Origin of the sequence: Pectobacterium polaris, assembly GCF_002307355.1 — a bacterium.
In the GTDB taxonomy this organism is placed as follows: Bacteria; Pseudomonadota; Gammaproteobacteria; order Enterobacterales; family Enterobacteriaceae; genus Pectobacterium; species Pectobacterium polare.
This window is the reverse complement of record NZ_CP017481.1, coordinates 1,198,509-1,223,928: the sequence shown is the minus strand read 5'-3', so window position 1 is coordinate 1,223,928 and position 25,420 is coordinate 1,198,509. Positions and strand designations below refer to the sequence as shown.

Here is a 25,420-nt window from a genome sequence, read left to right as displayed (position 1 = left end):
TCAGCGCGTGTAGGTTATGCCGTCGCCACAACAAAAAGCTGATTAAAGCCGTCAATCTCCCGCATATACGCAATGTGTTTCCCATCAGGGGAAAAGACCACGGCATCCGCACTCGGTGCGCTGTCCGTCCGCGCCGTTAGCCGCACAAGCTCACCGCTTTTCGCGTCACACCGCATGATGCTGTTGTCAGACACAAACGCCAGAGAACGTCCATCCGGGTGCCAGTTAAAGGCCGACTGTACGCCGTGTTCCGTGCGCGTTACCTGTCTTGGCTCACCGCCGTTCGGGGAAAGCGTCCACAGCTGTACCACGCCTGCCTCATCCCGCATCAGGAAAGCAATCTCACTGCCGTCGGGCGAGGCTCGCAGCCAGTGGCGCGGCTGATTCGCCAGACCAGGATAACGACGCGAGTGCGTAAACGTTAAACGCCGCTGCTGCACACCCGCTGGCGGCGCAGGCATTGACGTTGCCGTCCCCGCCAGTGGCGCACCACCCGCTTTGGCGTACTCTTCCAGCGCGTCCGGCAAGTCGACAATAAAAATCTCAGGCACCGTTGTCCCGTCCGCCGCACGCGTATCGCCGATAAACGCCAGCGCCCAGCGCTGCCGAGAACCATCCTGTCGGATATAGCCCGCCGTTCCTACCCAGCCTTCTTCATAGGCGCGATTGATCTCATCGCTGCCGGGCTGCGGCTGCGGCGTCGTTCTGCTGACCAACACACAATAGTGGCTGCCGTCATATTCACGCGGATGGTGTTTCCCAACGGTGACGGCCTGTAGCGGCACGGCCACGCCCACATTGCGCAAGTTCAATGCCGGATCGCGCTCATGCTGCACATGGTCGTTATAGGTAAAGCTCAGGCGGCTGGCATCCGGGCTGAAGACATGGACATGCGTACCGCCGCGCAGCGCACCGGCCTGATAAGGCGGCGTAATAGAGAAAGCATCGAGCGTGATGGCCTCATCGCGCTGGCGATCCGCCACTATCGTTCCACGCCGATGATGAAAATCATACTGCCACTCGCCGTCTGGGTTTTCCGGCCCGTGGATAAAGACATAGCGCAGCGGCTCCTGCGGGCTACAGGTCACCACGCCCACGTGCGCCCCCGCCGTCGCCCGATAAATCACCTCGGTTTCCCGGCTTGTCAGGTGGACTCGCTCAACTGTCAGTCCTGTGAATGAAGATCCATAAGGCCTGACGTCATAAACCAGCCACTCCCCGTCATATGACCAGCAATTAATATTGGTAAGTTGATGTCCAGCAGCATTAAACGTTAGTTGTTTTTCCACAATCAAAACATCGCTCCACTCATTCAATATCAGTCAATAGTTTGTAAATAAATTTCAGTTTTTTGTATAACACATTGTTTTTTATTTAAAAAAAACAAACAACAACAGATATTATCATTCAAAAAAATAGAAAGACTATCTCAATAACATCCGTTTTTTAATTCATTAGCATCGGCGTAACATTCTTCATATCGAAAGGGCAGCCCCCTTTCACCTATCAACCAGAAAAGGATAAGACACCATGAAAAACGTAAAAACCATCGCCGCTGCTGTTGTTCTCGCTACCATGACTTTCGGTGCTTCTGCTGCTGAATATGTTGCTCCTTCACAGACACAGAACCTGGAAAAAGTCGGCGTCGTTACTGCTACCGCTCAAGACCTCAGTTCACTACAGGCTCAGCTCGCTGCGAAAGCAGAAAAAGCAGGCGCTAAAGCTTATACCATCACGTCTGCGACCGGTAACGATCAGCTGCGTGGCTCTGCGGTAATCTTTAACTAATCATTGTTTACCCTGAGTTTTTATCCCAGTTAGCTATTCTGTAAGACATCACGTATTACCCTCTTTCCGGCTTGCCTCCTCATCAGGGCAAGCCGGTTTTTTTATTTATGCGAAAGGGGTTCGTGAGAAAGTAGGAAAGGCGATGAATTCGGTGTGGCAGAGTGCCACACCGACTTGGATAGACTTACGACGTTGAACCTGGAAAGCCATTCTCGGCCGCTGTCGCCGCGAACCATTGTCCGCTTTTCTTCACCGTGCGTTTTTGCGTCGCCAAATCCAGTTGCACAAAGCCATAGCGATTCTTGTAGGCATTCGACCACGACCAGTTATCGATAAATGTCCACATATGGTAGCCGAGGCAACGACTGCCTTCCGCGATGCCTTTGTGTACATACTTCAGATGTTCACGGACAAAATCGATGCGGTAATCATCCTGAATCTGGCCGTTAGTGTCGAAACGCTGTTCGTTCTCGACACCCATGCCGTTTTCCGAAATAAAGCAGCGCGGATTGCCGTAATTCACCCGTAAGTTGGTCAGAATGTCATAGATGCCCGGCTCGTAAATTTCCCAACCGCGATAGGGATTCATTTTTCGCCCTGGCATTTCATAGCTGGAGAAGAACCACTCGGGCATAAACGGACTATCAGGATTAACCAGACTGTCGCGGCACTGAATACGGCGCGGCTGGTAGTAGTTAATCCCTAGCAGATCGACAACCCCATCGGCCAGCAGCGCACGATCGTCAGGCTGGCAATGCGGCAGTTGGCCATAGCGATGCAGCAGATCGACCAGTTCCTGCGGATACTCGCCCCTCAATGCGGGATCGAGGAAGCTGCGGTTAAACATCAGATCGGCGATGTTGGCGGCTTTAACATCGGCCGGATGTTGGGAACGCGGGTAGGAAGGCGTCAGGTTGAGAATAATGCCAATTTCCCCACCCTGAGACTGCTCGCGATACGCCCTCACCGCCAGCGAATGCGCCAGCATCGTGTGGTACGCCACCGTCGCCGCACGCTTGAAATCCACCACGTTCGGATAGTGGAAATCATACAGATACCCGCCTTCCACCGGCACCACTGGCTCATTGAACGTAAACCAGTGTTTTACCCTGTCGCCAAACAGGCGGAAGCAGGTCGCTGCATAGCCCGCATAGGCCACCACCACCGCCCGATTTTCCCAGCCGCCCAGCCGCTGCATCACCATCGGCATATCAAAATGGAACAGATTGATAAACGGCGTGATGCCCTGCGCCAGCATTTCATCAATGACCTGATTATAAAACGCGACTGCCTGCGGATTCGGTTCACCGACGCCATCGGGAATCAGCCGCGCCCACGAGATCGACGTTCGGAACGTGTTGTGATTCAGCGTCTTCAGCAACGCGATATCTTCACGCCAGTGCTGATAAAACGTGGAAGTCTCCGCTGGCCCAACCTGCTGGTGAAAACGGCCGGGCTGCGTGGCAAACCATTCGTCCCACACGGTGGCGCTTTTACCATAATTGAGGCTTTCGCCTTCCGTTTGCGGTGCTGAACTGGCGCTACCCCACCAAAAATTCGCGGGAAAGCGAAAATCGTTCTGAAGATGATCGTGCATACGTTCCTCTCTGCTTCACTCGTGTTTATGCGCTGGCGCTAGCTTCGCCCGCAGCCTGCTGTTGTTTCTCCTGCTCCTGCTTAAGCAGCGTACGCTCATAGACTTTCAGGAACGGGTAATACATCGCGGCCGACATCACCATGCAGAGCAGACACATGATCACCGGGCTGAAAGCCCAGTTCGCCGCCCATGATGCGCCAATCGGCGCAGGCGTCGTCCACGGCGTCAGGGAAACCACCTGCGCAATCCAACCGAGCTTCGTCGCCGTATAGGCAATGACGGCATTGACCATAGGCACGCAAATAAACGGCAGGAACAGCAGCGGGTTCATGATGATCGGTGCACCAAACAGAATCGGTTCGTTGATGTTGAAAAAGCTCGGTACCACGCCCATCCGGCCAATGGTACGCAGGTGAATCGCGCGGCTACGCATTAACAAAAAGGCCAGCGGCAACGTGGAACCGACCCCGCCGATCAGCAGGTAGTGATCCCAGAATCCCTGCAAATAAATATGCGGCAGCGGCGCGCCGGCCGAAAGCGCAGCCTGATTCAGCGCCAGATTGGTCATCCAGAACGGGTTCATAATTCCGGTGACGATCAGCGCGCCGTGAATCCCGGCAAACCACAGAATCTGGCAAATAAATACCGAAATCAGAATCGCAGGCAGCGAATCCGACGCCGAAATCAGCGGTGCCAGCAGGTGCATGATGGCTTCCGGGATAATCATGCCGGTTGAGGACTGGATGAACAGGTTAAACGGATGCAGCGTCGCGACGATGACCAGCACGGGAATCAGAATTTCAAACGAACGCGCCACGCCGGTCGGCACTTCTTTCGGCAGGCGGATCGTGATGTTGCGTTTCTTCAGCCAGGCATACACCTCACCCGCATAAATCGCGGTCAGAATCGCGGTGAAAATCCCCTCGCCAGAGAAGTACTGGGTGGAAATTTGCTTATCCTGATAAGGCGCGGCCACTAGCAAGAATGCCATCAGTGCCAGCAGACCAGTCATGATCGGATCCAGCTTGTAGTGCTTGCCCAAGCTGGCCCCAATCCCCACCGAGATAAAGAAGGTCATGACCCCCATACTGAGGTAGTACGGCAGCATCAGTTGTTCACGATAGGCAACGGAGAAATCGAGCCACGCGCGGGCAAATCCCAGTGTGGTATCCGGTGCAAACGGCGGGAAGATGAACACCAGCATAAACGAACCGATGATCATGAAAGGCAGCGCAGCGATAAACCCATCACGAATCGCGATGATGTGGCGCTGTTGTCCCACCACACCCGCCAGCGGGGTAATTTTTTGCTCGATGATATTCACCATCGACTGATAGAGGCCACTCATAGCGGTTGTCCTGATTTTTCGATCAGTGAAAAGGCAAAATCCAGCACGTTGTCACCGCGCTGCATACCGTAATCCATCATGTCTATCGCTGCCACGGGCACACCTTTTCCCTCGGCTTTTTCCTTGAATGACGCCAGCATATATTTCACCTGTGGCCCCAGCAGCACAACGTCATATTTCCCGACCTGCTCGTCAAATTCATGGGCGGCGTAAGCGGCAATATCAACGTCCAGACCACGTGCGCTGGCCGCCTCCTTCATCTTTCTCATTAAAAGGCTGGTAGACATCCCAGCGGAACAACAAAGCATGATCCTTTTCATTTTCAACACCCCGTCGTACGTACGTTATGAATAAAAAGCGTTATGAATAAAAAACGTCATCAATAAAAGCATCGTGAATAAACACGTCCAGTGGACATACATGCATTGGAAACACGGCCATTGGAAACAAAACGGAAACCGTTTTCCATGAAAAAAACCAATATATGAGAATAGGTTCACGAAATGATAGACATTGCGGGAAACAATGTGAGGCAGGTCATGGAAAACGTATTTCAGACGTGAAGGGCAGGTAAAGCCCACTATTGCAGCGCTTATTACGCTAAGTGCGCTGATTTCAGGCATTTTCTACTTTTGGCTATAAAAACGACAAATTGAGATTTAGAAAGCCCGCCCTCCCCCTGCTATGTTTATCACCCGATGTTGCATTTTCTCGCTGTATTTTAATTTTTCGTTATAAGGGAGAGGTCATAAGCATGTCATTGATGATGAAAAAATCGGTCACGGAAGGACGTGATGGAACAGCGCGGCAAAGCACGCCATTATGGAAAAACGTGATGGCGCGGCTGCGCCAGCTCCCCGCGATACTGGCCGCCAGCGCCCTACTGCTCGTCTCCACCGCCTATGCCCAGGACAGCGAGCCAACGCAGCTACGCGTCGGCTATCAGAAAGGTTCGGTCAGTCTGGTGCTGGCAAAATCGCACCAGTTGCTGGAAAAGCAGTTCCCCAACACCAAAATCAGCTGGGTTGAATTCCCCGCAGGACCGCAGATGCTGGAAGCACTCAATGTGGGCAGCATCGATCTAGGCGGCACCGGTGATATCCCCCCTATTTTTGCGCAGGCCGCTGGCGCTGATCTGCTGTATGTCGGCGTCGAACCGCCTAAGCCTCAGGCAGAAGTGATTCTGGTGCGGGAAGACAGCCCGGTGAAAACCGTCGCCGATTTAAAAGGCCGCAAAGTCGCCTTCCAGAAAGGCTCCAGCGCGCACAACACGCTGCTGCGGGCGCTGCAACGCGACGGACTGAAATTCACCGATATCAAACCGACCTACCTGACCCCTGCTGACGCCCGCGCGGCCTTCCAGCAAGGCAATGTCGACGCATGGGCAATCTGGGATCCCTACTATTCTGCTGCGTTGCTGGAAGGCGGCGTCCGCGTGCTGATCGACAGCAGCGGGCTGGAGAAAACCGGCTCCTTCTATCTGGCTGGCCGTCCTTACGCCGAGGCGCACGGCACCTTTATTCGTCAGGTACTGGACGTGCTGACCAAAGCGGATGCCTTAACGATCAGCGACCGAGCGCAAAGCGTCACGCTGCTGGCAAACGCGGTGGGGCTGCCGGAAAAAGTGATTGAAACGGCGCTCGATCATCGCCCACCGACCACCGTCGAACCGCTGGATGCCGCCACGATCAAAGCACAGCAATCCACGGCCGACCTGTTTTATGAAAATCGTCTGGTGCCGGTGAAGGTCAATATCGCAGAGCGCGTCTGGCGTCCTCAGGCTAACTAATCTGCCTATCACGCACCCTTTTGTTTACCCCAAACAAGACAGTTCAAGGAGTTCACACCATGAGTCTTAACGTATTCTGGTTTCTGCCCACCCACGGAGACGGTCGCTATCTTGGTAGCACCGAGGGCGCACGTCATGTTGACCACAGCTATCTGCAACAGGTGGCGCAAGCCGCCGAACGGCAAGGATTTGGCGGCGTGCTGCTGCCGACGGGTCGCTCCTGCGAAGATTCCTGGCTAGTTGCGGCATCGCTCATTCCGGTGACGCAGCGGCTGAAATTTCTCGTCGCTCTGCGCCCCGGCGTGATTTCCCCCACCATCGCTGCGCGTCAGGCCGCGACGCTGGACAGGCTGTCTAACGGCCGGGCGCTGTTCAATCTGGTGACCGGCGGCGACCCGGAAGAGCTAGCTGCCGAAGGGCTGTTCCTCAGCCATGAAGAACGCTATGAAGCCTCGGCGGAATTCACCCACATCTGGCGCAGACTGCTGGAAGGTGAAACCGTCGATTTCGCAGGCAAACACATTCAGGTCAAAGACGCCAAACTGCTTTACCCACCCGTCCAACAACCGCGTCCGCCGCTCTACTTTGGCGGCTCTTCCGAAGCGGCACAGAATCTGGCGGCAGAACAGGTCGATCTCTACCTGACGTGGGGCGAACCGCCTGAGCAGGTTAAAGAAAAGCTGGCGGAGGTCCGCGCCAAAGCGGCGGCGCAGGGGCGTGAGGTTCGCTTCGGTATTCGCCTGCATGTCATCGTGCGGGAAACCACCGAGGAAGCCTGGCAGGCTGCCGATCGGCTAATTTCCCATCTGGATGAAAAGACCATCGCCGATGCACAAGCGGCGCTGGCGCGTTTCGATTCCGTCGGTCAGCAGCGCATGGCCGCCCTGCACGGCGGCAAGAAGGACAAGCTGGAGATTAGCCCGAATCTATGGGCAGGCATTGGTCTGGTACGCGGCGGTGCGGGCACGGCGCTGGTTGGCGATGGCCCGACTGTGGCCGAGCGCATTCAGGAATATGCCGATCTTGGAATTGATACCTTTATTCTGTCCGGCTATCCGCATCTGGAAGAAGCGTATCGCGTGGGTGAACTGCTGTTCCCGCACCTCGATCTGGCGCAGCAGCCCACACCGCTGCATACGGTGAGCACTGCGGGAGAGCTGATTGCTAACCGCTATGTGCCGCGTAAAGTCTCGCAAAGCTGAGGAATCGATCATGGCAAGAACGCTCTCTTCACTGGCACAGCGCTTTGCACCTTTCCTGCTCCCCGTGACGCTGCTGGTTGCGTGGCAGATATCCGTCGAGTTCGGTTGGCTATCCAACCGGATTCTGCCTGCGCCCAGTTCGGTGATTACCGCAGGCTGGTCGCTCATCGCTAGTGGCGAACTGTGGCAGCATCTGGCTATCAGCGGCTGGCGCGCCCTGATCGGATTTGCTATCGGCGGCAGCATCGGATTGGTGCTCGGCTTTATCACCGGGCTGTCGCGCTGGGGCGAGCGTCTGCTGGACAGCTCAGTGCAGATGATCCGCAACGTTCCTCATTTGGCGCTGATCCCACTGGTGATTCTGTGGTTCGGCATTGATGAGGCAGCCAAGATCTTTCTGGTCGCGCTGGGCACGCTGTTCCCGGTTTATCTCAACACCTATCACGGCATTAAAAACATCGATCGCGGCCTGCTGGAAATGGCACGCAGCTACGGGCTGTCCGGCCTGAGCCTGTTTTCTCAGGTGGTGCTGCCCGGCGCGCTGCCGTCCATCATGGTCGGCATCCGTTTTGCTCTGGGCTTTATGTGGCTGACGCTCATCGTCGCGGAAACTATCTCTGCCAACTCCGGCATCGGTTACCTCGCCATGAACGCTCGCGAATTCCTGCAAACGGACGTGGTGGTGGTCGCCATCATTCTTTACGCCCTGCTCGGCAAACTAGCCGATGTCAGCGCTCAGGGGCTGGAACGCATTTGGCTACGCTGGAATCCGGCTTATCAAACCTCATCGGGGGACGCATCATGACCGCTTTTACCGATTCTACAACGCACGCGTATTCACCGTCGCCGCTCACCAAGGGGGCGCCGTTGGCGCTCGATGCCATCACTAAGCACTACGGCCACCGCACCGTGCTGAATGACGTGCAGTTGCGCATTCCGTCTGGGCAGTTTGTTGCCATCGTCGGTCGCAGCGGCTGCGGCAAAAGCACCCTGCTGCGCCTGCTCGCCGGTCTGGAAGCGGCCAGCAGCGGCGAACTACTGACCGGCACCGCGCCGCTCAGCAGCGCAAAAGACGACACGCGGCTGATGTTTCAGGAAGCACGGCTGCTACCGTGGAAAAAGGTGATCGATAATGTCGGGCTGGGGCTGCGCGGCAAATGGCGTGAGAAAGCGCAGGAGGCGCTGGTCTCTGTCGGGCTGGCAGATCGCGCGAATGACTGGCCAGCGGCGCTGTCCGGCGGTCAGAAACAGCGCGTCGCGCTGGCACGCGCGCTCATTCACCATCCGCGTTTGCTGCTGTTAGATGAACCGCTGGGGGCGCTGGATGCCTTGACCCGCATTGAGATGCAAAGCCTGATCGAAAATCTGTGGCTCCAACACGGGTTCACCGTACTGCTGGTGACGCACGATGTCTCCGAAGCTACTGCGCTGGCCGACCGGGTTATTCTGATTGAAGAAGGCCGCGTAGGGTTGGATATCACGGTCGATTTACCCCGACCACGGCGTCGCGGATCGGCGAAGCTGGCGGAACTGGAAGCCCGCGTGCTGGAGCGCGTGCTGGCACCCACCTCACCGCCGTTGCCTCAGCAGGCGGCAATATAGCTTTCATTCTGGCGATCGAGACGGGATAGCTTATCGCCAGATTTAACATCAAAAATATTGACAAATACTCTCAAAACACTCCGTTTTTCCTTCTCTCCGCATCGGCGTAATATCCTCTTCATCGAAAGGAAATGACCTTTCACTCCAAACAACATTGAACAGGATACATCACATGAAAAACGTAAAACTCTTCGCCGCTGCTGCCGTACTGTCTGCTCTGTCTTTTGGCACTTTCGCTGCCGATCAGGTGTCTTCACAACAGGCACAGAGTCTGGAAAAAGTCGGTGTCGTTAGCGCTACCGCACACAGCCTGGATTCACTGCAAGCGCAGCTGGCTCAGAAAGCAGAGAAAGCCGGTGCTAACGCGTTCACCATTACGTCTGCCACCGGTGATAACCAACTGCGCGGCACCGCCATTATCTACAAATAATGCGCACGAAAAGACAATCAAAAAATTAAACGGACTTTCCTCACCTAAGAGGAAAGTCCGTTTTTTTATGGTTTTGTCAGAACCCTACCGAACGCGAATGACGAGCGTTAGCCTACACGCTTCACTTCGCCCACCAATAAGATGTAAGACAGTGCGCCAACCAGCGCTACGCCAGCAATATAGGTCAGTGCCGGAGCAAAACCGTAATCCTGTGCCAGATAGCCAATAATCAATGGCACCGTGATACCGCCCAGACCGCCGACAAAGTTGAATACCCCGCCCGTCAGACCAATCAGACGAATCGGTGCCAGCGACGACACCAGCGACCAGGTGATGGAGGCAAAGCCATTACCAAAGAACGCCACTGCCATCAACGTCATAATCCATACTGGATCGTTGGTGTAGTTCGCCCCCATGATGCAGGTTGAAATCAACAGGCCACAGATAATCGGCGTTTTACGCGCCAGACCGATCGATTTTCCACTACGCACCAGACGGTCAGCCACAAAGCCGGACAGCAGCACGCCAACGAACGCCGCCAGGAAAGGCACTGTCGTCATAAAGCCTGCCGTCAGTGCGCTAATCTGTTTTTCCTGCGTCAGGTAATTCGGGAACCACGTCAGGAAGAACCACAGCGTAGAGGTCACGGCAAACTGTCCGATATACACGCCCACCAGTTTGCGGTTAAACACCAGTTTCCAATCGGCTGCCGTTAACGGCGTACGCGCTTTTTTCTCAGTCGGCGCATCGCCATCAACGATACCGCCGCCTTCGGCAATGTAATCCAGCTCAGCCTGATTGATCCCTTTGCTTTTCTTCGGTGACTGATAAACAAAGTGCCAGATAATTGCCCACACAATACCGACGCCGCCAGTGACGATGAATACCCAGTGCCAGCTCAGGATTTCCTGCAGCCAGATGAGCAATGGCGTAAGGAATGCCAGACCAACGAACTGTCCTGACGTATAGAATCCAACGGCAGAAGCACGTTCTTGCTCAGGGAACCAACTGGTCACCATACGGTTGTTCGTCGGAAACGCAGGCGCTTCAAACAGCCCGGTCACCGCACGCAAACCAATCAACGATGCCAGACCGGTGGCGAAACCTTGCAGCAGCGTGGCAATCGACCATCCCATGATGGCGATAAAATAGGTGACCTTTGAACCGACGCGATCAAGGAACCAGCCGCCGGGTATTTGGCATAACGTATAGGTCCAGGCAAACGCGGAAAAGATATAGCCCATTTGTGTTTTTGTAATGCCGAACTCTTCCTGAATATGTGCCGACGCCACAGCCAGGTTGGCGCGATCCACATAGCAGATGACGACCGTAATAAAAATCATCAGTAAGGTGAAATAACGCCGTTTTGTAGGACGGGTAGTTAATGTCATATCCATCTTATGTTCCTGTTATTTATTAAACGGGCAGCGATATTTATTGCCCGCTATTTTTGAACGATCAACAACACCAGCAGTTGGTATGCTTTATTTTTTCTAATGAAATAAATAACCGCGCATCGTCAATACATTCCTTTATTGATCATGGCGTTTTATTTTTAAAATCCCGGTGGTGGCTTACTCATGATAAATGGAAGATTACTTTCCCCGACGCGAATAAAATAAAACAGTAATCCCTCACGAAATAATGTATTTCGTGATAATCCATGATTGTTCTATTCCGTCGCGCCGGGGAAATGCGTTATGTATTACTTGTTACTCAAAACCTAACCTATTGTATTTGTTATACCCTAAATAATTCGAGTTGCAGGCAAGCCAACGCGAATGACGAGTATTACCACTCGGCGACGGCACCATCAGGATAACGCCACACCGGGTTACGCCAGTCTGGCGCATTTTTACTACGTTCAATAACCAGCTCTTCATTAATTTCCACACCGAGGCCAGGCTTATTCAGCGGATAGAAATGGCCGTCGGTCATGGCAAAGTCTTCTTTATTGATAACATAATCCAACAGCTCGGCACCTTTATTATAATGGATGCCCATACTTTGCTCCTGCAATACGGCATTACGTGCCACAAAGTCGAGGTGCAAACAGGAAGCCAGAGCAATTGGGCCTAATGGGCAGTGTGGTGCCAGCGCGACATCATAGGCTTCCGCCATGGCGGCAATTTTAAAGCATTCGGTAATACCGCCTGCGTGAGACAGGTCAGGCTGAATAATGGCCAGTCCGCCGTCTGCCAGCACGCGTTTGAAATCAAAGCGTGAGAACATACGCTCGCCCGCTGCAATCGGCAGGTGGGTTTGCGCCGCCAGACGAGGATAGTATTCCGCCTGTTCAGCCAGCACGGGCTCTTCAATAAACAGCGGACGGTACGGCTCCAGCTCTTTGATCAGGATTTTCGCCATCGGCGCATCCACACGACCGTGGAAATCCAGACCGAACTCGATGCTGTTGCCAAAGGCTTCGCGAATTTCAGCGACCACCGCCACCGCCGCATCCACTTTGCGCGAGTTATCAATGATGCCCATCTCTTCACAGCCGTTCAGCTTGAAGGTATCGAAGCCAATCTCGGTCAGCTTCTTGATGCCTGCGATCACTTCGGAAGGACGATCGCCGCCCACCCAGCTGTACGCTTTGATCTTATCGCGCACCAGCCCGCCCAATAACTGATAAACCGGTACACCCAGCGCCTTGCCTTTGATGTCCCACAATGCCTGATCGATACCCGCGATCGCACTCATCAGGATCGGGCCGCCGCGGTAGAAGCCCGCGCGGTAAAGCACCTGCCAGATGTCGTTGATACGTGCCGGGTCTTGCCCGATCAAATAGTCAGACAACTCGTGAACGGCAGCTTCAACCGTACGTGCGCGGCCTTCGATAACTGGCTCGCCCCAGCCAACAATGCCTTCATCGGTTTCAATCTTCAGGAACATCCAGCGTGGCGGCAGCCGGTACGTGGTGATTTTGGTAATTTTCATTGAACAGCGTCCTTATAGGCGTTAACAAATGCATGTGCTTTTTGCGCGGTGACGTCAACCGACTGACCGGCTCGATACAGATCGCTGCCTAACCCGGCACCGACGCAGCCCGCACTGAGGTAATCCTTCAGGTTTTCGGGCGTGACACCACCGACGGCAAAGACGGGAACGTCTTTTGGCAATACCGCTTTCAGCGCCTTGATGTAGTCCGGCCCAAACGCGGATGACGGGAAAATTTTCAGCGATTGCGCACCCGCATCCAGCGCCGTGAAGGCCTCCGTCGCGGTGGCACAGCCTGGGCATACCGTCATGCCGTAACCCACTGCCCGACGAATCACCTCGGGGGAAATGTTAGGCGTAACGACTAACTTGCTGCCAATATCCTGCAACTTGTCGACATATTCGGCTTTTAGTACCGTGCCTGCGCCAATCAGGGCGCGATCGCCAAAATGCTCTACCGCCAGTTGAATACTTTCATACGGATTCGGCGAATTCAGCGGGATCTCTACTGCATCGAATCCTGCATCCAGCAGCGCCGCGACGTGTTCCAGCACCTCGTCCGGCGTGATACCGCGCAGAATCGCAATCAAGGGAAGATTAGTATTCCAGCTCATTAACAATGCTCCTTATTCCTGCCTGAAAAGCCCGATCGCCATCCAGCTGCTGCCAGCGCAATCCAGCTTGTTGTAATGCTTTTTCGTAGCGCGCGGTCAGCGCAGGCGAGCCGATGAGTGTGATGCTGTCTCCCGCCGTCACCTGATAGTGGCGCTGCATTTGTGAGACTTCGTTGCCAATCAGCAGCCCGGACAGCCAGTCGCTCACGGCACTTTTCTCCAGACACCCCAACACATGCGCCGCACGGGTTTCAAACAGGCAGCGGATAATGTTGTCATCGGCAAAGCCCAGTTCCAGCCCTTGCTGGAAAGCATCGGGGGACGGCTGCTGTTCGGTCAGCCCCACGCCAATTAACGACTGCGTCATCAGCAGATGGTGCAGTTCACCGGTCATCACCGTGCGGAAATCCAGCACGTTGCTGTCATCGGCCCGCACCCATTTCGAGTGGGTTCCCGGCATCAAATAAAGAGAGGAAGGACATTCGCTATATGCGCCAATCAGTTGGGTTTCTTCACCGCGAATCACATTACAGTTATCGTCCTGCGCGATACTCAGCCCCGGCACGATCCAGGCGGCCAGTGGCTGGGCTTCTTCTACGCGCGTCAGGCGATGAGCGACATCCGTCAGGCGAGTCGGGCATGACAGATACGGTACGGAAAGCCAGCCCGCATTGCTGCCAATCATGCCCGCCATCACGACAGGCACGTTGTGCTGCTGCCACGGTGCAACGATCTGCTGAAAAACCTGCTGCGGCGTCTGACCGTTCAAACGCGTGACGCCCGCTTCAGATTTCACGCTATCGATACAGACGCCGTCCAGATACAGCCACGCCCGCAGATTAGTCGAACCCCAGTCAATGGCGATATAGCTTTCACTCATGTAATGTCCTTTAACCGTTTGGTCGAGCTGGCGATCATGGTCAACGCCGCCCGCTCTGCTGCTTCAATATCCTGATGCCGAATGGCATCGTAGAGATCCTGATGCTCACGCAATGTCCGTGGCATGTTGTCTTCGTCCGGCATATAGGTGCGCTCAAACACCGCACGCTGCAACGAACTGATCGCGACGCTCAACTGCTGTAGTACTGGGTTATGCACCGCCGCCAATACCGACTCATGGAAGCGAATATCCGCTTCATTAAATGCGTCGCGATTCTGATGGTTAGAAATCATGTCGTTCAGCGCCGCTTCAATCACCGCCAGCTCGCTTGAGGTCGCCCGTTCGGCGGCCCAGCGGGCAATCGTCGGTTCCACCAGATTACGCACTTCGCTCATCGCGCTGATCAGACGTGGGTCGTAATCACTTGCCAGAACCCATTGCAGAACGTCGGTATCCAGGTAATTCCACTGGTTACGCGCGGCCACAAACGCACCACGATACCGCTTCACTTCCACCAGCCTTTTCGCCATCAGCGCTCTGAACACTTCGCGAATGATGTTGCGCGAGGTCTGAAATTCTTCACACAGTTCAGCCTCTGCGGGTAACGGCGTACCCGGCGCGTATTTTCCGCCAACGATCTGTTGGCCAATATCCAGAATGATGCGGTCGGTTTTGCTTAATTCCTGCTTATTCATCATCACCTCAACGAGACAAAACGGATTGATATCACTGCACTTACTTTACCCGCCATGCCGCCTGACGTCGTCGAACTGTTGCACAATAACCGCACCCTTCCCTCTTTTCTTGGCCTGATTGTAGTACCATTTATATATGTTGTACTACAATCTGGATCACAAAACGGACAATCAATACAATTTGGCAACATCAAGCGTTACCAGATTTCAACATCCAGAGGGATTGGGCCGAGCGAGGTTGGAAGGCGGCTCCATTATTGTTAACAAGGTTTGCTTGCCAATATAGCCTGTGGGTTATAATGTATTTACAGCGTGTAGGACATGGAGGTTTTACAGATTGGCATGGGAAATAGTCACACGGGCGCTATTCGATATTTGGTTTGATGAACAAACTGAAGCGGTACAGGAAGAGGTTTTGGCACATCTCGCTATACTCGAAGAGGATGGCCCACAGCTAGGACGACCACAGGTTGATCAGATTAAAGGCTCAAAATACAAAAATATGAAGGAGCTTCGGGTTCAGGTTGGCGGCCACCCATATCGAACATTCTTCGCGTTTGACCGGACACGTAAGGCGATTATTTTATGTGCGGGAGATAAGAAAGGCGAAGATGAAAAATTGTTCTACGAACATATGATTAAGATCGCAGACGCTGAGTTTACATCGCATCTGATATCACCGGAGGCAAAAGAAGATGGCAACGCTTAAAGAAATGATGGCTAAACGTTCACCAGAGAGCCGCGCGCGCATTGAAGCGCGCACGGCTGAGATCCGTCAAGAAATCACTTTAGCGAAACTACGCGAAGAGCTGAACATGTCGCAGACTCAGCTTGCGTTAGCTCTGGGCGTCAAACAGCCATCCATTGTTAAGATGGAGAAGGTCGAGAATGACCCAAAACTGTCAACGCTGAAACGCTATGTCACTGCCCTAGGCGGCAAGCTTACGCTAGATGTGACCTTGCCTGATGGTAAGCGTATCGCGCTTACTTTGTAATTAAGTCGTTCTGGATTTTCAGTAAACACGATTCGTTCACTCCAGAACGAAATGTCCTTCTCCGACCTGCTTATAGCGGCGTGCGGGAGGATGGAAATCAGGGGCGCGTACCGGGCTGCGCAGTTCATCATTGGTGATATTACGCACCGGGCGGGTATCCGGATCCGGTACGGGCACCGCGGAAATCAGACGTCGGGTGTAGTCATGCTGCGGATTGTCGAAAATCGCCGAACGTGGCCCGATCTCCACAATTTCGCCGAGATACATCACCGCCACGCGGTGGCTGATTCGCTCGACCACCGCCATATCGTGCGAGATAAACAGGAATGACAGCCCCAGCTTCTGCTGGAGATCCAGCATCAGGTTGATGACCTGCGCCTTGACGGACACATCCAGCGCCGACACCGATTCATCAGCAATAATCACTTTCGGCTCCAACGCCAGCGCGCGCGCAATACAAACGCGCTGCCGCTGCCCGCCGGAGAACTGATGCGGGAAACGTGAAGCCATATCACCGGATAACCCCACCTGTTCCAGCAGTGCGCTTACTCTCGCATTCACATTCTGTCGGGTGGCCAGACCGTGCAGCAGCATCGGCTCGGCGATGGCTTCCCCTATCCGCATGCGCGGATTCAGGCTTTCATACGGATCCTGAAATACCATCTGAATCTGCCGCCGCGAATCCGTCAGCTCACGCTTATCCGCCGTCAGGATATTTTTTCCCAGCAGTTGGATGTCCCCGCTGACGGCGTCGTTGAGGCGAATAATCGACCGACCGGTAGTGGATTTACCGCAGCCCGACTCCCCGACCAGCGCGAGCGTTTCTCCCGGCCAGAGATCGAACGAGACATTCTCCACCGCGTGAACTCGCCCAGACAGCCGACGGAAAAAACCTGATCGGATATCAAATCGAGTAACCAGATTTTTTACCGTCAGCACCGGCTCTTCGCCCGACACGGTATTCACCGCTTCCGGCACCGGTTGGCGCTCGCCCGTTTTCAGATCGACCAACGGAAAGCGTTGCGGCCACTCGCTGCCGGACATCGAGCCTAATTTAGGCACCGCGGACAGCAGCATGCGGGTATAGGGCTGCTGCGGGTGATGGAAGATCTCCCGCGTGACGGCGTTTTCCACCATCTCGCCCTGATACATCACCAGCGTGCGGTCGGACACTTCCGCCACCACGCCCATATCGTGGGTGATAAACAGCACCGACATCCCTTCTTCTTCCTGAAGGGTTTTTATCAGCGTGAGAATTTGCGCCTGAATCGTGACGTCCAGTGCCGTCGTCGGCTCGTCGGCAATCAGCAGCTTCGGGTGGCAGGCCAGCGCAATCGCAATCACCACGCGCTGACGCATCCCACCAGAGAAGCTCTGCGGATATTCATTCAACCGTGACTTAGCCGCCGGAATACGGACTTTTTCCAGCAGGCGCACCGCTTCGGCACGCGCTTCGGCTTTCCCCATGCCGCGATGGCGTCGCAGCACTTCTGTAATCTGGTAACCAATCGGCAAAACTGGATTCAGGCTGGTCATCGGCTCCTGAAAAATCATACCGATGCGGTTCCCGCGCACATCCTGCATCGCTTTGCTGGGGAGCGACAGCAGCTCGGTGTCGCCAAAATGAATCTGACCTTCAACCCGGCTTTGGCCGGGCGGCAGCAGGCGCATGATGGATTTCGCCATCACGCTTTTCCCTGAACCGGATTCCCCCACCACGGCGACCGTCTCTTTCTCGCCAATCGTGAAGGACAAATCCCGCACCACGTTCATCCACTCACCGTTCACCTGAAAGGCGGTGGTCAGATGCGAAACGGACATAATCGGCGCTGTCATGTGTTCGTTACCCCTTATTCCTATGGGCGTTCCCACAGATTAATTCCGCGGGTTGAGGATATCGCGCAGCGCATCCCCGACCAGATTGATCGCCACAATCAGCAGCAGCAGCGTCAGCCCCGGAAAGAAGCTGATCCAGTAGTCGCCCGACATCAGGTATTCAAAACCGTTTGAGATCAGCAGCCCCAGCGACGGTTCCGTCACAGGCAGCCCGATCCCCAAAAATGAGAGAGTCGCTTCCAGCATGATGGCGTAGGCGATGCGCATCGTTGCCACCACGATCAGCGGTGCCAGACAGTTCGGTAAAATATGGCGAAACAGAATGCGGCGGTTGGACAGCGCCATGCTGCGCGCCGCGTCTACGTAGCTGCGGCGACGTTCCACCAGTGCCGAACCGCGAATCGTGCGCGCGTAGTAAGCCCACTGGGTCACCACCAGCGCCATGATGATCTTATCGACCCCTTGCCCCAGCACCGCCAGCAGGATCAGCGCAATCAGGATGGGGGGGAAACTGAGCTGGATATCCACGATACGCATGATTGTGGCATCCGTTTTTCCGCCAACGTAGGCGCTAATCAGCCCCAGCGAAGCACCAATCAGCAGCGCAAGCACCGCACTGGAGAAGCCTACTAGCAGGCTGATGCGGGTGCCGTACAGAATGGCGCTGAACAGGTCGCGCCCTTGATCGTCCGTCCCCAGCCAATACGTCATGCCCGCCATGCTCTGCGCACCCGGCGCGAGTCGGCCATCCATGATGTCGAGCTGCATCAGGTCGTAGGGATTCTGCGGCGACAGAAGCGGGGCAAGCAGCGCCAGCAGTACGAAAATCGCCAGCATGATCAGCCCACACAGCGCCAGCCGATCGTTGATCAGCGCCATCATAACGCGCATCACCGGATGGGCTGTTTTTTGCACGGCAGCGGGCTGGTGTATCGTATTCCCTGTCATCCCTTGTCTCCTCCCAGCCGCACGCGCGGATCGACCAGCACATACAGCAAATCGACCAGCAGGTTAATCACGCTGAACATCACGACGGTAATCATCAGATAAGCCAGGATGACCGGACGGTCGAGCACGGCGATCGAGTCGATAATCAGCTTGCCCATGCCCGGCCAGGCATAAATGGTTTCCGTGACGACGGCAAACGCGATCAGCGATCCCAGCTCCAGCCCCAGCACGGTAATCAGTGGAATCAGCGTGTTGCGCAGCACATGAACCAGCACAATGCGGGTTTCTGACAGCCCTTTCGCACGAGCAAACTGCACGTAATCCTGTTGCAGACACTCCATCACGCCCGCACGCATCAGGCGGATAACCAGCGAGATTTTAAACAGCGCAAGGTTAAATGCGGGCAAAAGCAGGTGTTCGAGACCATCGCGGGTCAGAAAACTGAAGGGAATACCGAAGAGATCGTGAGTATCGCCCCGACCAGAGGACGGCAGCCAGCCTAGCTTCACGCTGAACAGCATGATCATCACTAGCCCGATCCAGAACGTAGGCAGGCTAAAGCCGAGGATGGAAAAGGTCATGATGGATTTGGACACCGCGCTGTCCGGCTTCAGGCCAGCGTAGATCCCCAGCGGAATACCGACAACCAGCGCCATTACAAACGCCACCATCGCCAACTCTAGCGTGGCGGGCATGCGCTGAAAAATCAGCGTCAGCGCGGGTTGGTTAAAGATAAAAGAGTTGCCCATGTCGCCCTGAAAGGCGTTCCAGACAAATAGCCCGTACTGTTCCCAGACGGGCTTATCCAGACCAAAAGACTGAATCACCGCCAGCCGTTCCGCTGGCGTGGCCGTCGCACTCAACAGCATATCGACCGGATTACCGACCATATAAACACCCACAAACACCAGCACCGACATCACAGCCAGCGTCAGCAGCGTTTGTCCGATTCGGCTCAGCAGGTAGGCGATCATCAGCGCTCCTCAGACCCATTGATTGCTTCGGAACCATTTATTTCTTCAACATCATTGATTGCTTCAGGGCCATAGCGACGCAGGCGATCGGCAATCAGCCCGAGGAATCCTTGTTCGTCGATTTCCCGCATGATCAGCGCATTCTCCGGCTCACCCAGCTTGTGATAAAAATCGGCAAACACGTAACCCGCAGTCTTACCGGCAACTTCCACGCCTATACGAGCGCGTTTTGACTTGAACAGCTCCGGTTTCAGCAGCCATGCAATGACGGTCGCATCATGAATCGGCCCACCTTCACGGCCAAAGCGCTCAACTTCGCTACGGTCAAACATGCGCAGCAATGCGGCCATCGCCTTACCCGGCGCACCGCCGGTACGTTCGATGGCATCAACTTGTTCCGTCTGAATCAGTGCCTGAAAGGTCACATCCAGCGGCATGATGACAATGGGAACACCGGAAGAAAAAACGATTTCCGCCGCATGCGGATCGGCATAGACGTTAAAATCCGCCCACGGTACGCGATTCCCCATCGCGGTAAAGGCGCAACTCATGGACACAATCTGTTTGATGCCGCGTGCGACATCAGGATGGAAACACAGCGCCAACGCCAGATTCGTCATCGGCCCGATAGAACAAATGGTGATCGGGTTATTATCGGCTGCTGCCTGACGTGTCATCCGCACCAGAAAATCGACGGCATGTTCCTCTTCCGGCGACAGCGTGCTTTCTGGCACCCAGTCAGAGGAAAACTTACCGATATGAGCGTATTTACCGAAAACCTGATCGCGGATGAGCGGGCGCGAAGCACCGGCAAAAATCGGCACATCGGTTCTGCCCGTCACCCCCACCACGTTGCAGGCGTTCGGCAACGTCGCGGCAAGCGGCACATTACCAGCCACAATGGTAATCCCGAGTACATCCAGTTCGGGCGAGGCCAATGCCAGCCAGATGGCTATTGCATCATCAACGCCGGGGTCAGTATCAATAATTATGCGTTCTCGAACCATGTCAGACACCCTCTCCGTAGCGGCTCAGTAAGTCAGCAAACAGCTCAACAACCTGTTTGGCATCAACGCCCGTCACTACATCCACATTCGGCTGCCGATCGGTTTTTCCATACCAGTCAGCAACGGTCTGCCCCATGCACAGCTCGCTTTCCTGCTCAATGTAAACGCTGGCTTTTTCCGTCGTGAAGCAGTGCGGCGCCAGAACCCAGGCGATGACCAGTGGATCGTGTAGCGGGCCGCCGCGTGAGCCATAGCGGCGGATGTCATTGCGATCCCAAAACGCCATCATTTCACCCAATGGGGCGGAAATACGCCCAGATAGCGCAATGAAACGTGCCACCAATTCCGGCGTTAAAATCACCTGATGCGTGACATCCAGCGGTAGCGCGACGATGGAAATCGACGAGTCGAACACGACTTTAGCCGCCTGCGGATCGGCGATCATATTGAATTCAGAGGTCAGGCTGCGGTTGCCTGCTTCCCGGTATGCGCCGCCCATCATCACGATGCGTGCAATACCGTCGACAATGTCAGGAGACATACGCAGCGCCATCGCGACATTGGTTAACGGCCCTAACGTACAGAGCGTGATCGGCGTGCCGTCAGCGATCGCCTGTTTGCACTGCGCAATAATAAAACTCACCGCATGCTGCGCGTCGGCCTGTTTTTGCGGCGCAGGCAGCACCGTCTGGCCCAGTCCGCTTTCGCCGTGGAACTGGCCATGAATAGGATCACGCAGCAGCGGCCGATGGCAGCCGGCGAAAACGGGAATATCTGTGCGCTGACCCAGCTCAACAATTTGCAGCGCATTACGCACCGTTTTTTCCACAGGCTGGTTACCACACACCGCACAAATGCCGCGAATATCCAACTCTGGTGACACAAATGCACTTAATAACGCAATCGCGTCATCTATCCCCGGATCACAATCAATAATAATAGGTAAAGCGCTCATCCTTCGATGATTCCTTTTCTCTTTTTAATAGGTACTGCCGAACATCAAGGTGCAGAAAAACCCACACCTCTACAGCGTGAAAAATAACAAAATGTATTTTGCGTTAGAGGGAATCGACAGACGCCAAAACGTCAGCGATCTCCTTACGCGCCTTTTCATCCAACGGTTGCTGAGGCGGCAGCGGATCGCCTACCGCAAATCCCTGCAATTGCAGCGCCGCTTTAATACAGCCGGCAATAGAATAACGGGCAAAGATTTCATTGATGCGCCACAGCGGACGCTGAAGCTCCATTGCTCTGTTCCAGTCACCCGCACGGGCGGCTTCATACAAAGCAATACTCTGTTTGGGAACGATACATGCCGGGCCAGCCATCCAACCCACGCCGCCAATCAGCATGACGCAGGCAGGAATATGGGCAGACGCGGAGAAGACGTCCATTCGGCCACGGGTACGTTCGATGATGGAAAGCAAGCGCCCGGTATTGGTCGAGGCGTCTTTGATATAGCGGATGTTACTAACATGGCTCAGGCGTTCGATGACGGGCAAACTCAAATCGGAGCGCTGGAACTGAGGATTGGTGTAGAGCACCACCGGTTTACCCTGTGCGGCTTCGGCAATAGCGCGGAAATATTGTTCGACGCCTTCGTCTTTCAGGGGGAAATAGGCTTCCAGTACCGCAAGAATGCCATCCGCACCCAGTTCGACGTAGCGTTTCGTTTGCTCAACGGCATCCTGAATCGTTGTCGACGCGACACCAGCGATGACCGGCACACGGCCCGCCGTCGTTTCGATCACCGTTTTGACGACATCCAGACGCTGAGCCGCAGAGAGATAGGCAAATTCACCGGTGCTGCCTAACGGCACGACGCCATGTACACCGCATTGAATCAGATGTTCAGTGAGCTGTGCCAGAACAGACTTATCTACCTGACCATCAGGCCTGACGGGTGACACCAGATAGGGAAAAACACCGCTAAATGTATTCACTCCGCTCTCCTTGTTACGGATAGATAAGGGGTGAATACTCACCCCTTATTTGAATCATAAATGACAGGTGACTATTTGGCAGAGCGGACGAAGTACGGCAGCGTGTAGGCATCGGAACGGCCCACGTAGGTATACTGCTTTTTCATCGCCCAGGTGTTGGACAGGAACATCACCGGAATCACACCCAGATCGTTCATGCCAATGTTCATCGCTTCAGCCAGCAGCGCACCACGTTTGGTTTCATCCAGAGTGACACGTGCTTCGTTCAGCGTTTTATCAAAGACAGGATTGGAATAGCGACCACGATTACCCTGTCCTGCATTGGGGCCAAAGGTTTCTAGCAATGGCCCCAATACTCCAGAAGCTTCCCCGGTTTCAATCGCGGCCCCGCCCATAATCAAACTGAATTCGAGACGGGACGCACGTGAGAAGTACACACTGCCGGGCATCGTAACAACCTCGGTTTTGATACCAGCACGTGTGAACATTTGGCCAATGGCCTGAGCAATTTTAGAATCATTAGGATAACGATCGTTCGACGCGTGGAAGGTCAGCGTGAAGCCGTCGGGGTAACCCGCCGCTGCCAGTTCCTGTTTGGCTTTCTCCGGATTATAAACCGGCGCAGGAATGGAAGCGGAATAGCCTGGATACCCCTTCGGTACAAGCTGAGAGGCAACAACAGCCTGCCCCTCCATCACACGGTCGACGATTGCCTGACGATTAATAGCTAAAGACATCGCCTGGCGTACTTCTTTTTTTAGTAATGGGTTTTTACCATCAGGACCTTTGGCGAACGGTGATTCATCTCGCTGCTGGTCCATGTGAAGGTAAATAACACGATTCCCTGGTGTTGAAATCGTTTTTAACTGCTGATTTTTTTCAATATTACTGCTGTCGGCTGTTGGAACGTTTTCGATCATGTCCACATCACCGGATAATACTGCTGCTACACGTGCACTACTGTTTTTAAATACACGGACAGTAACGTTGTCCCACTCTGCTTTTCCTCCCCAGTAATCGTCATTTCTAACAAGGACTACCCGGTCGTCCGGCACCCAGGAAACAAATTTGAATGGCCCTGTACCAATCACATCTTTTCCTGAATTCAACGTTTCCGTCGGGACGTTCTCAAGTCGGGCCGGTAAAATGGAAATCCGACTTAAATTATTCAGCAGCAGTGGCGAAGCCTCTTTTGTCTTAATCCGCACCGTTAATGGATTCACTTCTATTACTTCAGCAATGTCGCTGACGTAAGGTGCGTAAGAGCTAGGGCTGTTTTTCGATGCCAGCGCAACACGCTTAATGCTGGCAATCACATCTTTAGCCGTAAAATCACTGCCGTCGTGAAACTTAACGCCAGGACGCAATACAAACTCCCACGTCTTGTCGTCAATCACTTTCCAACTGGTTGCCAGGGCAGGTGCAATCTGCTGTTTTTCATCCTGTACAACCAAACCGTCAAAAATATTGCGCGCCATTGCGCTATTCGCCCCACTCACATAAAACTGCGGATCCATTGATGTGGTGGAGGAAGCCAAACCGATATTCAGGTCCGCGCTATAAACCAAAGGTGAAGATGAAAATAAAACGGTAAACAATAACGCCAGAGTCGATTTCTTCATTCACTAATCCTCTATTCCATGATTGAGTACTGATGAAGTGTATTAAATCTTATGATTGTGAGTCTATGCGCTAGATTGGATAATGAAAAATTGCATTTTGTGTTAAATTGATAACCAAATGTTATGTTTTAAGGTGACGAGCATGCGTATCAATCCCCGCCAGGTTGAAGCCTTTCATAAAGTCATCCTCACCGGAGGCATCACCGCTGCCGCCAACATGATGTACATCACCCAGCCTGCGGTTAGCCGACTGATTAAAGACTTTGAAGACGCACTGAATCTTAAGCTTTTCGATAGGGACGGGCGCGGCCTGATTCCGCGCGCAGAGGCGATGAAGCTGTATCGCGAAGTCGAGCGTCTTTATCTGGGGTTGGATCATATAGGAATGATTGCGGATGAAATTCGCCACGCCAAGGGCAGCGTGCTGCGCATCGCCGCCGTTCAGGCACTCTCGTTTCTGTGTTCAGATCAGGTTCTCCCTACCTTACTCAAGAAATACCCCGATCTTTCCCTGTTTTTAGATATCGAAAGTAGCAGCCATATTACGAGCGCCATTTCTGAAAATCAGTATGACGTCGGCTTTATTTTCAGCCAGCCTGGCACGAAAGGACTAGAGGCCGAAATGCTGGCGGACGTCAGTGCTGTCGCGGTGTTAGCGGTGGATCACCCTCTTGCTACGGCGGATGAAATTACACTTGCCGATCTGGCCGGTACACGCGCTATTCTGCCGGGAAGAACCACACCGCTGCGGGCGCAGCTCGACATCTCCTCCAGAAAAGAGCAGATCTACCTACATAACCCCATCGAAACCTCGATGGCTAACTGCTGCGTGCTGGCATCAAAAAATGTCGGCATTGGCGTAGTCGATTTTATTACCGCCCTGAACAGCCCTTCACCCGTTATCGTTAAGCCTTTCAATCCTGACATAAAAATGGCGTATTGCGCGGTTTATCCCCCGCAAATTCCCCGCAGCCAAGTGGTTAATCACATCACTCAGGTTATGAAAGAGAAAATAGCGGATAGTCTGGCGTTGAAATAAGATTTTCACATACCAAACCAAGGATTTTAACGTTTAAAATTCCAATTATGGAAATGAAGGCTCATCACTTTCATTCAGGTAGTCATCGGTTTTTTTGTATTTAAAAAAACAGGACTGGAAGCAGAAAAAATATTCTCCACCACCAAGAATAGAAATTCGTATTTTATATCC

The 25,420-nt window shown here is 54.0% G+C and carries 25 protein-coding genes; 9 read left to right on the top strand and 16 right to left on the bottom strand.

What is annotated here, in order from left to right:
* Positions 1-14: 14 nt before the first annotated feature.
* Positions 15-1,295: a DUF3748 domain-containing protein gene (locus BJJ97_RS05550; RefSeq protein WP_167385191.1), complete on the bottom strand. Its 1,281-nt coding sequence runs from the start codon at positions 1,293-1,295 to the stop codon at positions 15-17.
* A 235-nt stretch (positions 1,296-1,530) separates the two neighbouring features.
* Between BJJ97_RS05550 and bhsA (BJJ97_RS05545) the strand changes: the two genes are divergently transcribed.
* Positions 1,531-1,788, top strand: coding sequence for a multiple stress resistance protein BhsA (gene bhsA, locus BJJ97_RS05545; protein WP_012772777.1), 258 nt, complete (start codon positions 1,531-1,533; stop codon positions 1,786-1,788).
* Between the two features lie 184 nt (positions 1,789-1,972).
* Here bhsA (BJJ97_RS05545) and BJJ97_RS05540 read toward each other — a convergent pair whose 3' ends face one another.
* From BJJ97_RS05540 to BJJ97_RS05530, 3 genes are read right to left on the bottom strand one after another with little or no spacing between them, the layout of a single operon-like run.
* Complete coding sequence (locus BJJ97_RS05540; protein ID WP_095993318.1) at positions 1,973-3,385, bottom strand: glycoside hydrolase family 1 protein; 1,413 nt, start codon at positions 3,383-3,385, stop codon at positions 1,973-1,975.
* Positions 3,386-3,410: 25 nt separating this feature from the next.
* Positions 3,411-4,733: a PTS sugar transporter subunit IIC gene (locus tag BJJ97_RS05535; protein ID WP_039485217.1), complete on the bottom strand. Its 1,323-nt coding sequence runs from the start codon at positions 4,731-4,733 to the stop codon at positions 3,411-3,413.
* Positions 4,730-5,053 carry a PTS sugar transporter subunit IIB gene (locus BJJ97_RS05530; protein ID WP_072012396.1) on the bottom strand — a complete coding sequence of 108 codons (324 nt, stop codon included), beginning with the start codon at positions 5,051-5,053 and terminating at the stop codon, positions 4,730-4,732. The genes BJJ97_RS05535 and BJJ97_RS05530 overlap by 4 nt, the downstream gene beginning before the upstream one ends.
* A gap of 434 nt (positions 5,054-5,487) precedes the next feature.
* On the opposite strand from BJJ97_RS05530, the gene BJJ97_RS05520 reads away from it, so the two are divergent.
* From BJJ97_RS05520 to bhsA (BJJ97_RS05500), 5 genes are all read left to right on the top strand, one after another.
* Positions 5,488-6,522: a sulfonate ABC transporter substrate-binding protein gene (locus tag BJJ97_RS05520; protein WP_039513853.1), complete on the top strand. Its 1,035-nt coding sequence runs from the start codon at positions 5,488-5,490 to the stop codon at positions 6,520-6,522.
* 59 nt (positions 6,523-6,581) lie between these two features.
* Positions 6,582-7,724, top strand: coding sequence for an FMNH2-dependent alkanesulfonate monooxygenase (ssuD, locus tag BJJ97_RS05515; RefSeq protein WP_095993317.1), 1,143 nt, complete (start codon positions 6,582-6,584; stop codon positions 7,722-7,724).
* A gap of 10 nt (positions 7,725-7,734) precedes the next feature.
* A complete protein-coding gene (gene ssuC / locus BJJ97_RS05510; RefSeq protein ID WP_095993316.1) occupies positions 7,735-8,529 on the top strand; it encodes an aliphatic sulfonate ABC transporter permease SsuC in 795 nt (264 codons plus the stop codon).
* Entirely contained in the window at positions 8,526-9,326 is an 801-nt protein-coding gene (ssuB, locus tag BJJ97_RS05505; protein ID WP_095993315.1) for an aliphatic sulfonates ABC transporter ATP-binding protein, read from the top strand. The genes ssuC and ssuB overlap by 4 nt, the downstream gene beginning before the upstream one ends.
* A 172-nt stretch (positions 9,327-9,498) precedes the next feature.
* Positions 9,499-9,756 (top strand): multiple stress resistance protein BhsA, encoded by a 258-nt coding sequence (bhsA, locus tag BJJ97_RS05500; protein ID WP_039513855.1) that lies wholly within the window; start codon positions 9,499-9,501, stop codon positions 9,754-9,756.
* Positions 9,757-9,863: 107 nt separating this feature from the next.
* Here bhsA (BJJ97_RS05500) and BJJ97_RS05495 read toward each other — a convergent pair whose 3' ends face one another.
* From BJJ97_RS05495 to dgoR, 5 genes are all read right to left on the bottom strand, one after another.
* Positions 9,864-11,153, bottom strand: coding sequence for an MFS transporter (locus BJJ97_RS05495; RefSeq protein ID WP_095993314.1), 1,290 nt, complete (start codon positions 11,151-11,153; stop codon positions 9,864-9,866).
* Between the two features lie 394 nt (positions 11,154-11,547).
* On the bottom strand, positions 11,548-12,696 hold the full coding sequence (dgoD, locus tag BJJ97_RS05490) for a galactonate dehydratase (RefSeq protein WP_005976723.1): 1,149 nt from the start codon (positions 12,694-12,696) through the stop codon (positions 11,548-11,550).
* On the bottom strand, positions 12,693-13,310 hold the full coding sequence (locus tag BJJ97_RS05485; RefSeq protein WP_095993313.1) for a 2-dehydro-3-deoxy-6-phosphogalactonate aldolase: 618 nt from the start codon (positions 13,308-13,310) through the stop codon (positions 12,693-12,695). Before BJJ97_RS05485 ends, dgoD begins: the two co-directional genes overlap by 4 nt.
* Positions 13,294-14,190 carry a 2-dehydro-3-deoxygalactonokinase gene (locus BJJ97_RS05480; protein WP_095993312.1) on the bottom strand — a complete coding sequence of 299 codons (897 nt, stop codon included), beginning with the start codon at positions 14,188-14,190 and terminating at the stop codon, positions 13,294-13,296. The genes BJJ97_RS05485 and BJJ97_RS05480 overlap by 17 nt, the downstream gene beginning before the upstream one ends.
* A complete protein-coding gene (gene dgoR, locus BJJ97_RS05475) occupies positions 14,187-14,885 on the bottom strand; it encodes a D-galactonate utilization transcriptional regulator DgoR (protein WP_039485183.1) in 699 nt (232 codons plus the stop codon). The genes BJJ97_RS05480 and dgoR overlap by 4 nt, the downstream gene beginning before the upstream one ends.
* Before the next feature lie 337 nt (positions 14,886-15,222).
* On the opposite strand from dgoR, the gene BJJ97_RS05470 reads away from it, so the two are divergent.
* Both BJJ97_RS05470 and BJJ97_RS05465 read left to right on the top strand, forming a co-directional pair.
* A complete protein-coding gene (locus BJJ97_RS05470; protein ID WP_095993311.1) occupies positions 15,223-15,594 on the top strand; it encodes a type II toxin-antitoxin system RelE/ParE family toxin in 372 nt (123 codons plus the stop codon).
* Positions 15,581-15,880: a helix-turn-helix domain-containing protein gene (locus tag BJJ97_RS05465; protein ID WP_010281167.1), complete on the top strand. Its 300-nt coding sequence runs from the start codon at positions 15,581-15,583 to the stop codon at positions 15,878-15,880. Before BJJ97_RS05470 ends, BJJ97_RS05465 begins: the two co-directional genes overlap by 14 nt.
* A gap of 36 nt (positions 15,881-15,916) precedes the next feature.
* Here BJJ97_RS05465 and BJJ97_RS05460 read toward each other — a convergent pair whose 3' ends face one another.
* The 7 genes from BJJ97_RS05460 to BJJ97_RS05430 form a co-directional block, all read right to left on the bottom strand.
* The gene (locus BJJ97_RS05460; RefSeq protein ID WP_095993310.1) at positions 15,917-17,716 is read right to left on the bottom strand and encodes an ABC transporter ATP-binding protein; all 1,800 of its coding nucleotides are present in this window, start codon (positions 17,714-17,716) and stop codon (positions 15,917-15,919) included.
* 39 nt (positions 17,717-17,755) lie between these two features.
* Positions 17,756-18,664 (bottom strand): ABC transporter permease, encoded by a 909-nt coding sequence (locus tag BJJ97_RS05455; RefSeq protein WP_095701024.1) that lies wholly within the window; start codon positions 18,662-18,664, stop codon positions 17,756-17,758.
* Positions 18,661-19,638 carry an ABC transporter permease gene (locus BJJ97_RS05450; protein WP_095993309.1) on the bottom strand — a complete coding sequence of 326 codons (978 nt, stop codon included), beginning with the start codon at positions 19,636-19,638 and terminating at the stop codon, positions 18,661-18,663. The genes BJJ97_RS05455 and BJJ97_RS05450 overlap by 4 nt, the downstream gene beginning before the upstream one ends.
* On the bottom strand, positions 19,638-20,645 hold the full coding sequence (locus BJJ97_RS05445; protein WP_095993308.1) for a nucleoside hydrolase: 1,008 nt from the start codon (positions 20,643-20,645) through the stop codon (positions 19,638-19,640). The genes BJJ97_RS05450 and BJJ97_RS05445 overlap by 1 nt, the downstream gene beginning before the upstream one ends.
* 1 nt (position 20,646) lies before the next feature.
* Positions 20,647-21,600, bottom strand: a complete 954-nt coding sequence (locus tag BJJ97_RS05440; protein WP_095993307.1) for a nucleoside hydrolase — start codon at positions 21,598-21,600, stop codon at positions 20,647-20,649.
* Between the two features lie 103 nt (positions 21,601-21,703).
* The gene (locus BJJ97_RS05435; RefSeq protein WP_095993306.1) at positions 21,704-22,588 is read right to left on the bottom strand and encodes a dihydrodipicolinate synthase family protein; all 885 of its coding nucleotides are present in this window, start codon (positions 22,586-22,588) and stop codon (positions 21,704-21,706) included.
* 71 nt (positions 22,589-22,659) lie between these two features.
* Entirely contained in the window at positions 22,660-24,210 is a 1,551-nt protein-coding gene (locus BJJ97_RS05430) for an ABC transporter substrate-binding protein (protein WP_095993305.1), read from the bottom strand.
* 142 nt (positions 24,211-24,352) lie between these two features.
* On the opposite strand from BJJ97_RS05430, the gene BJJ97_RS05425 reads away from it, so the two are divergent.
* Positions 24,353-25,249: a LysR substrate-binding domain-containing protein gene (locus tag BJJ97_RS05425; protein ID WP_095701030.1), complete on the top strand. Its 897-nt coding sequence runs from the start codon at positions 24,353-24,355 to the stop codon at positions 25,247-25,249.
* Positions 25,250-25,420: the final 171 nt, after the last annotated feature.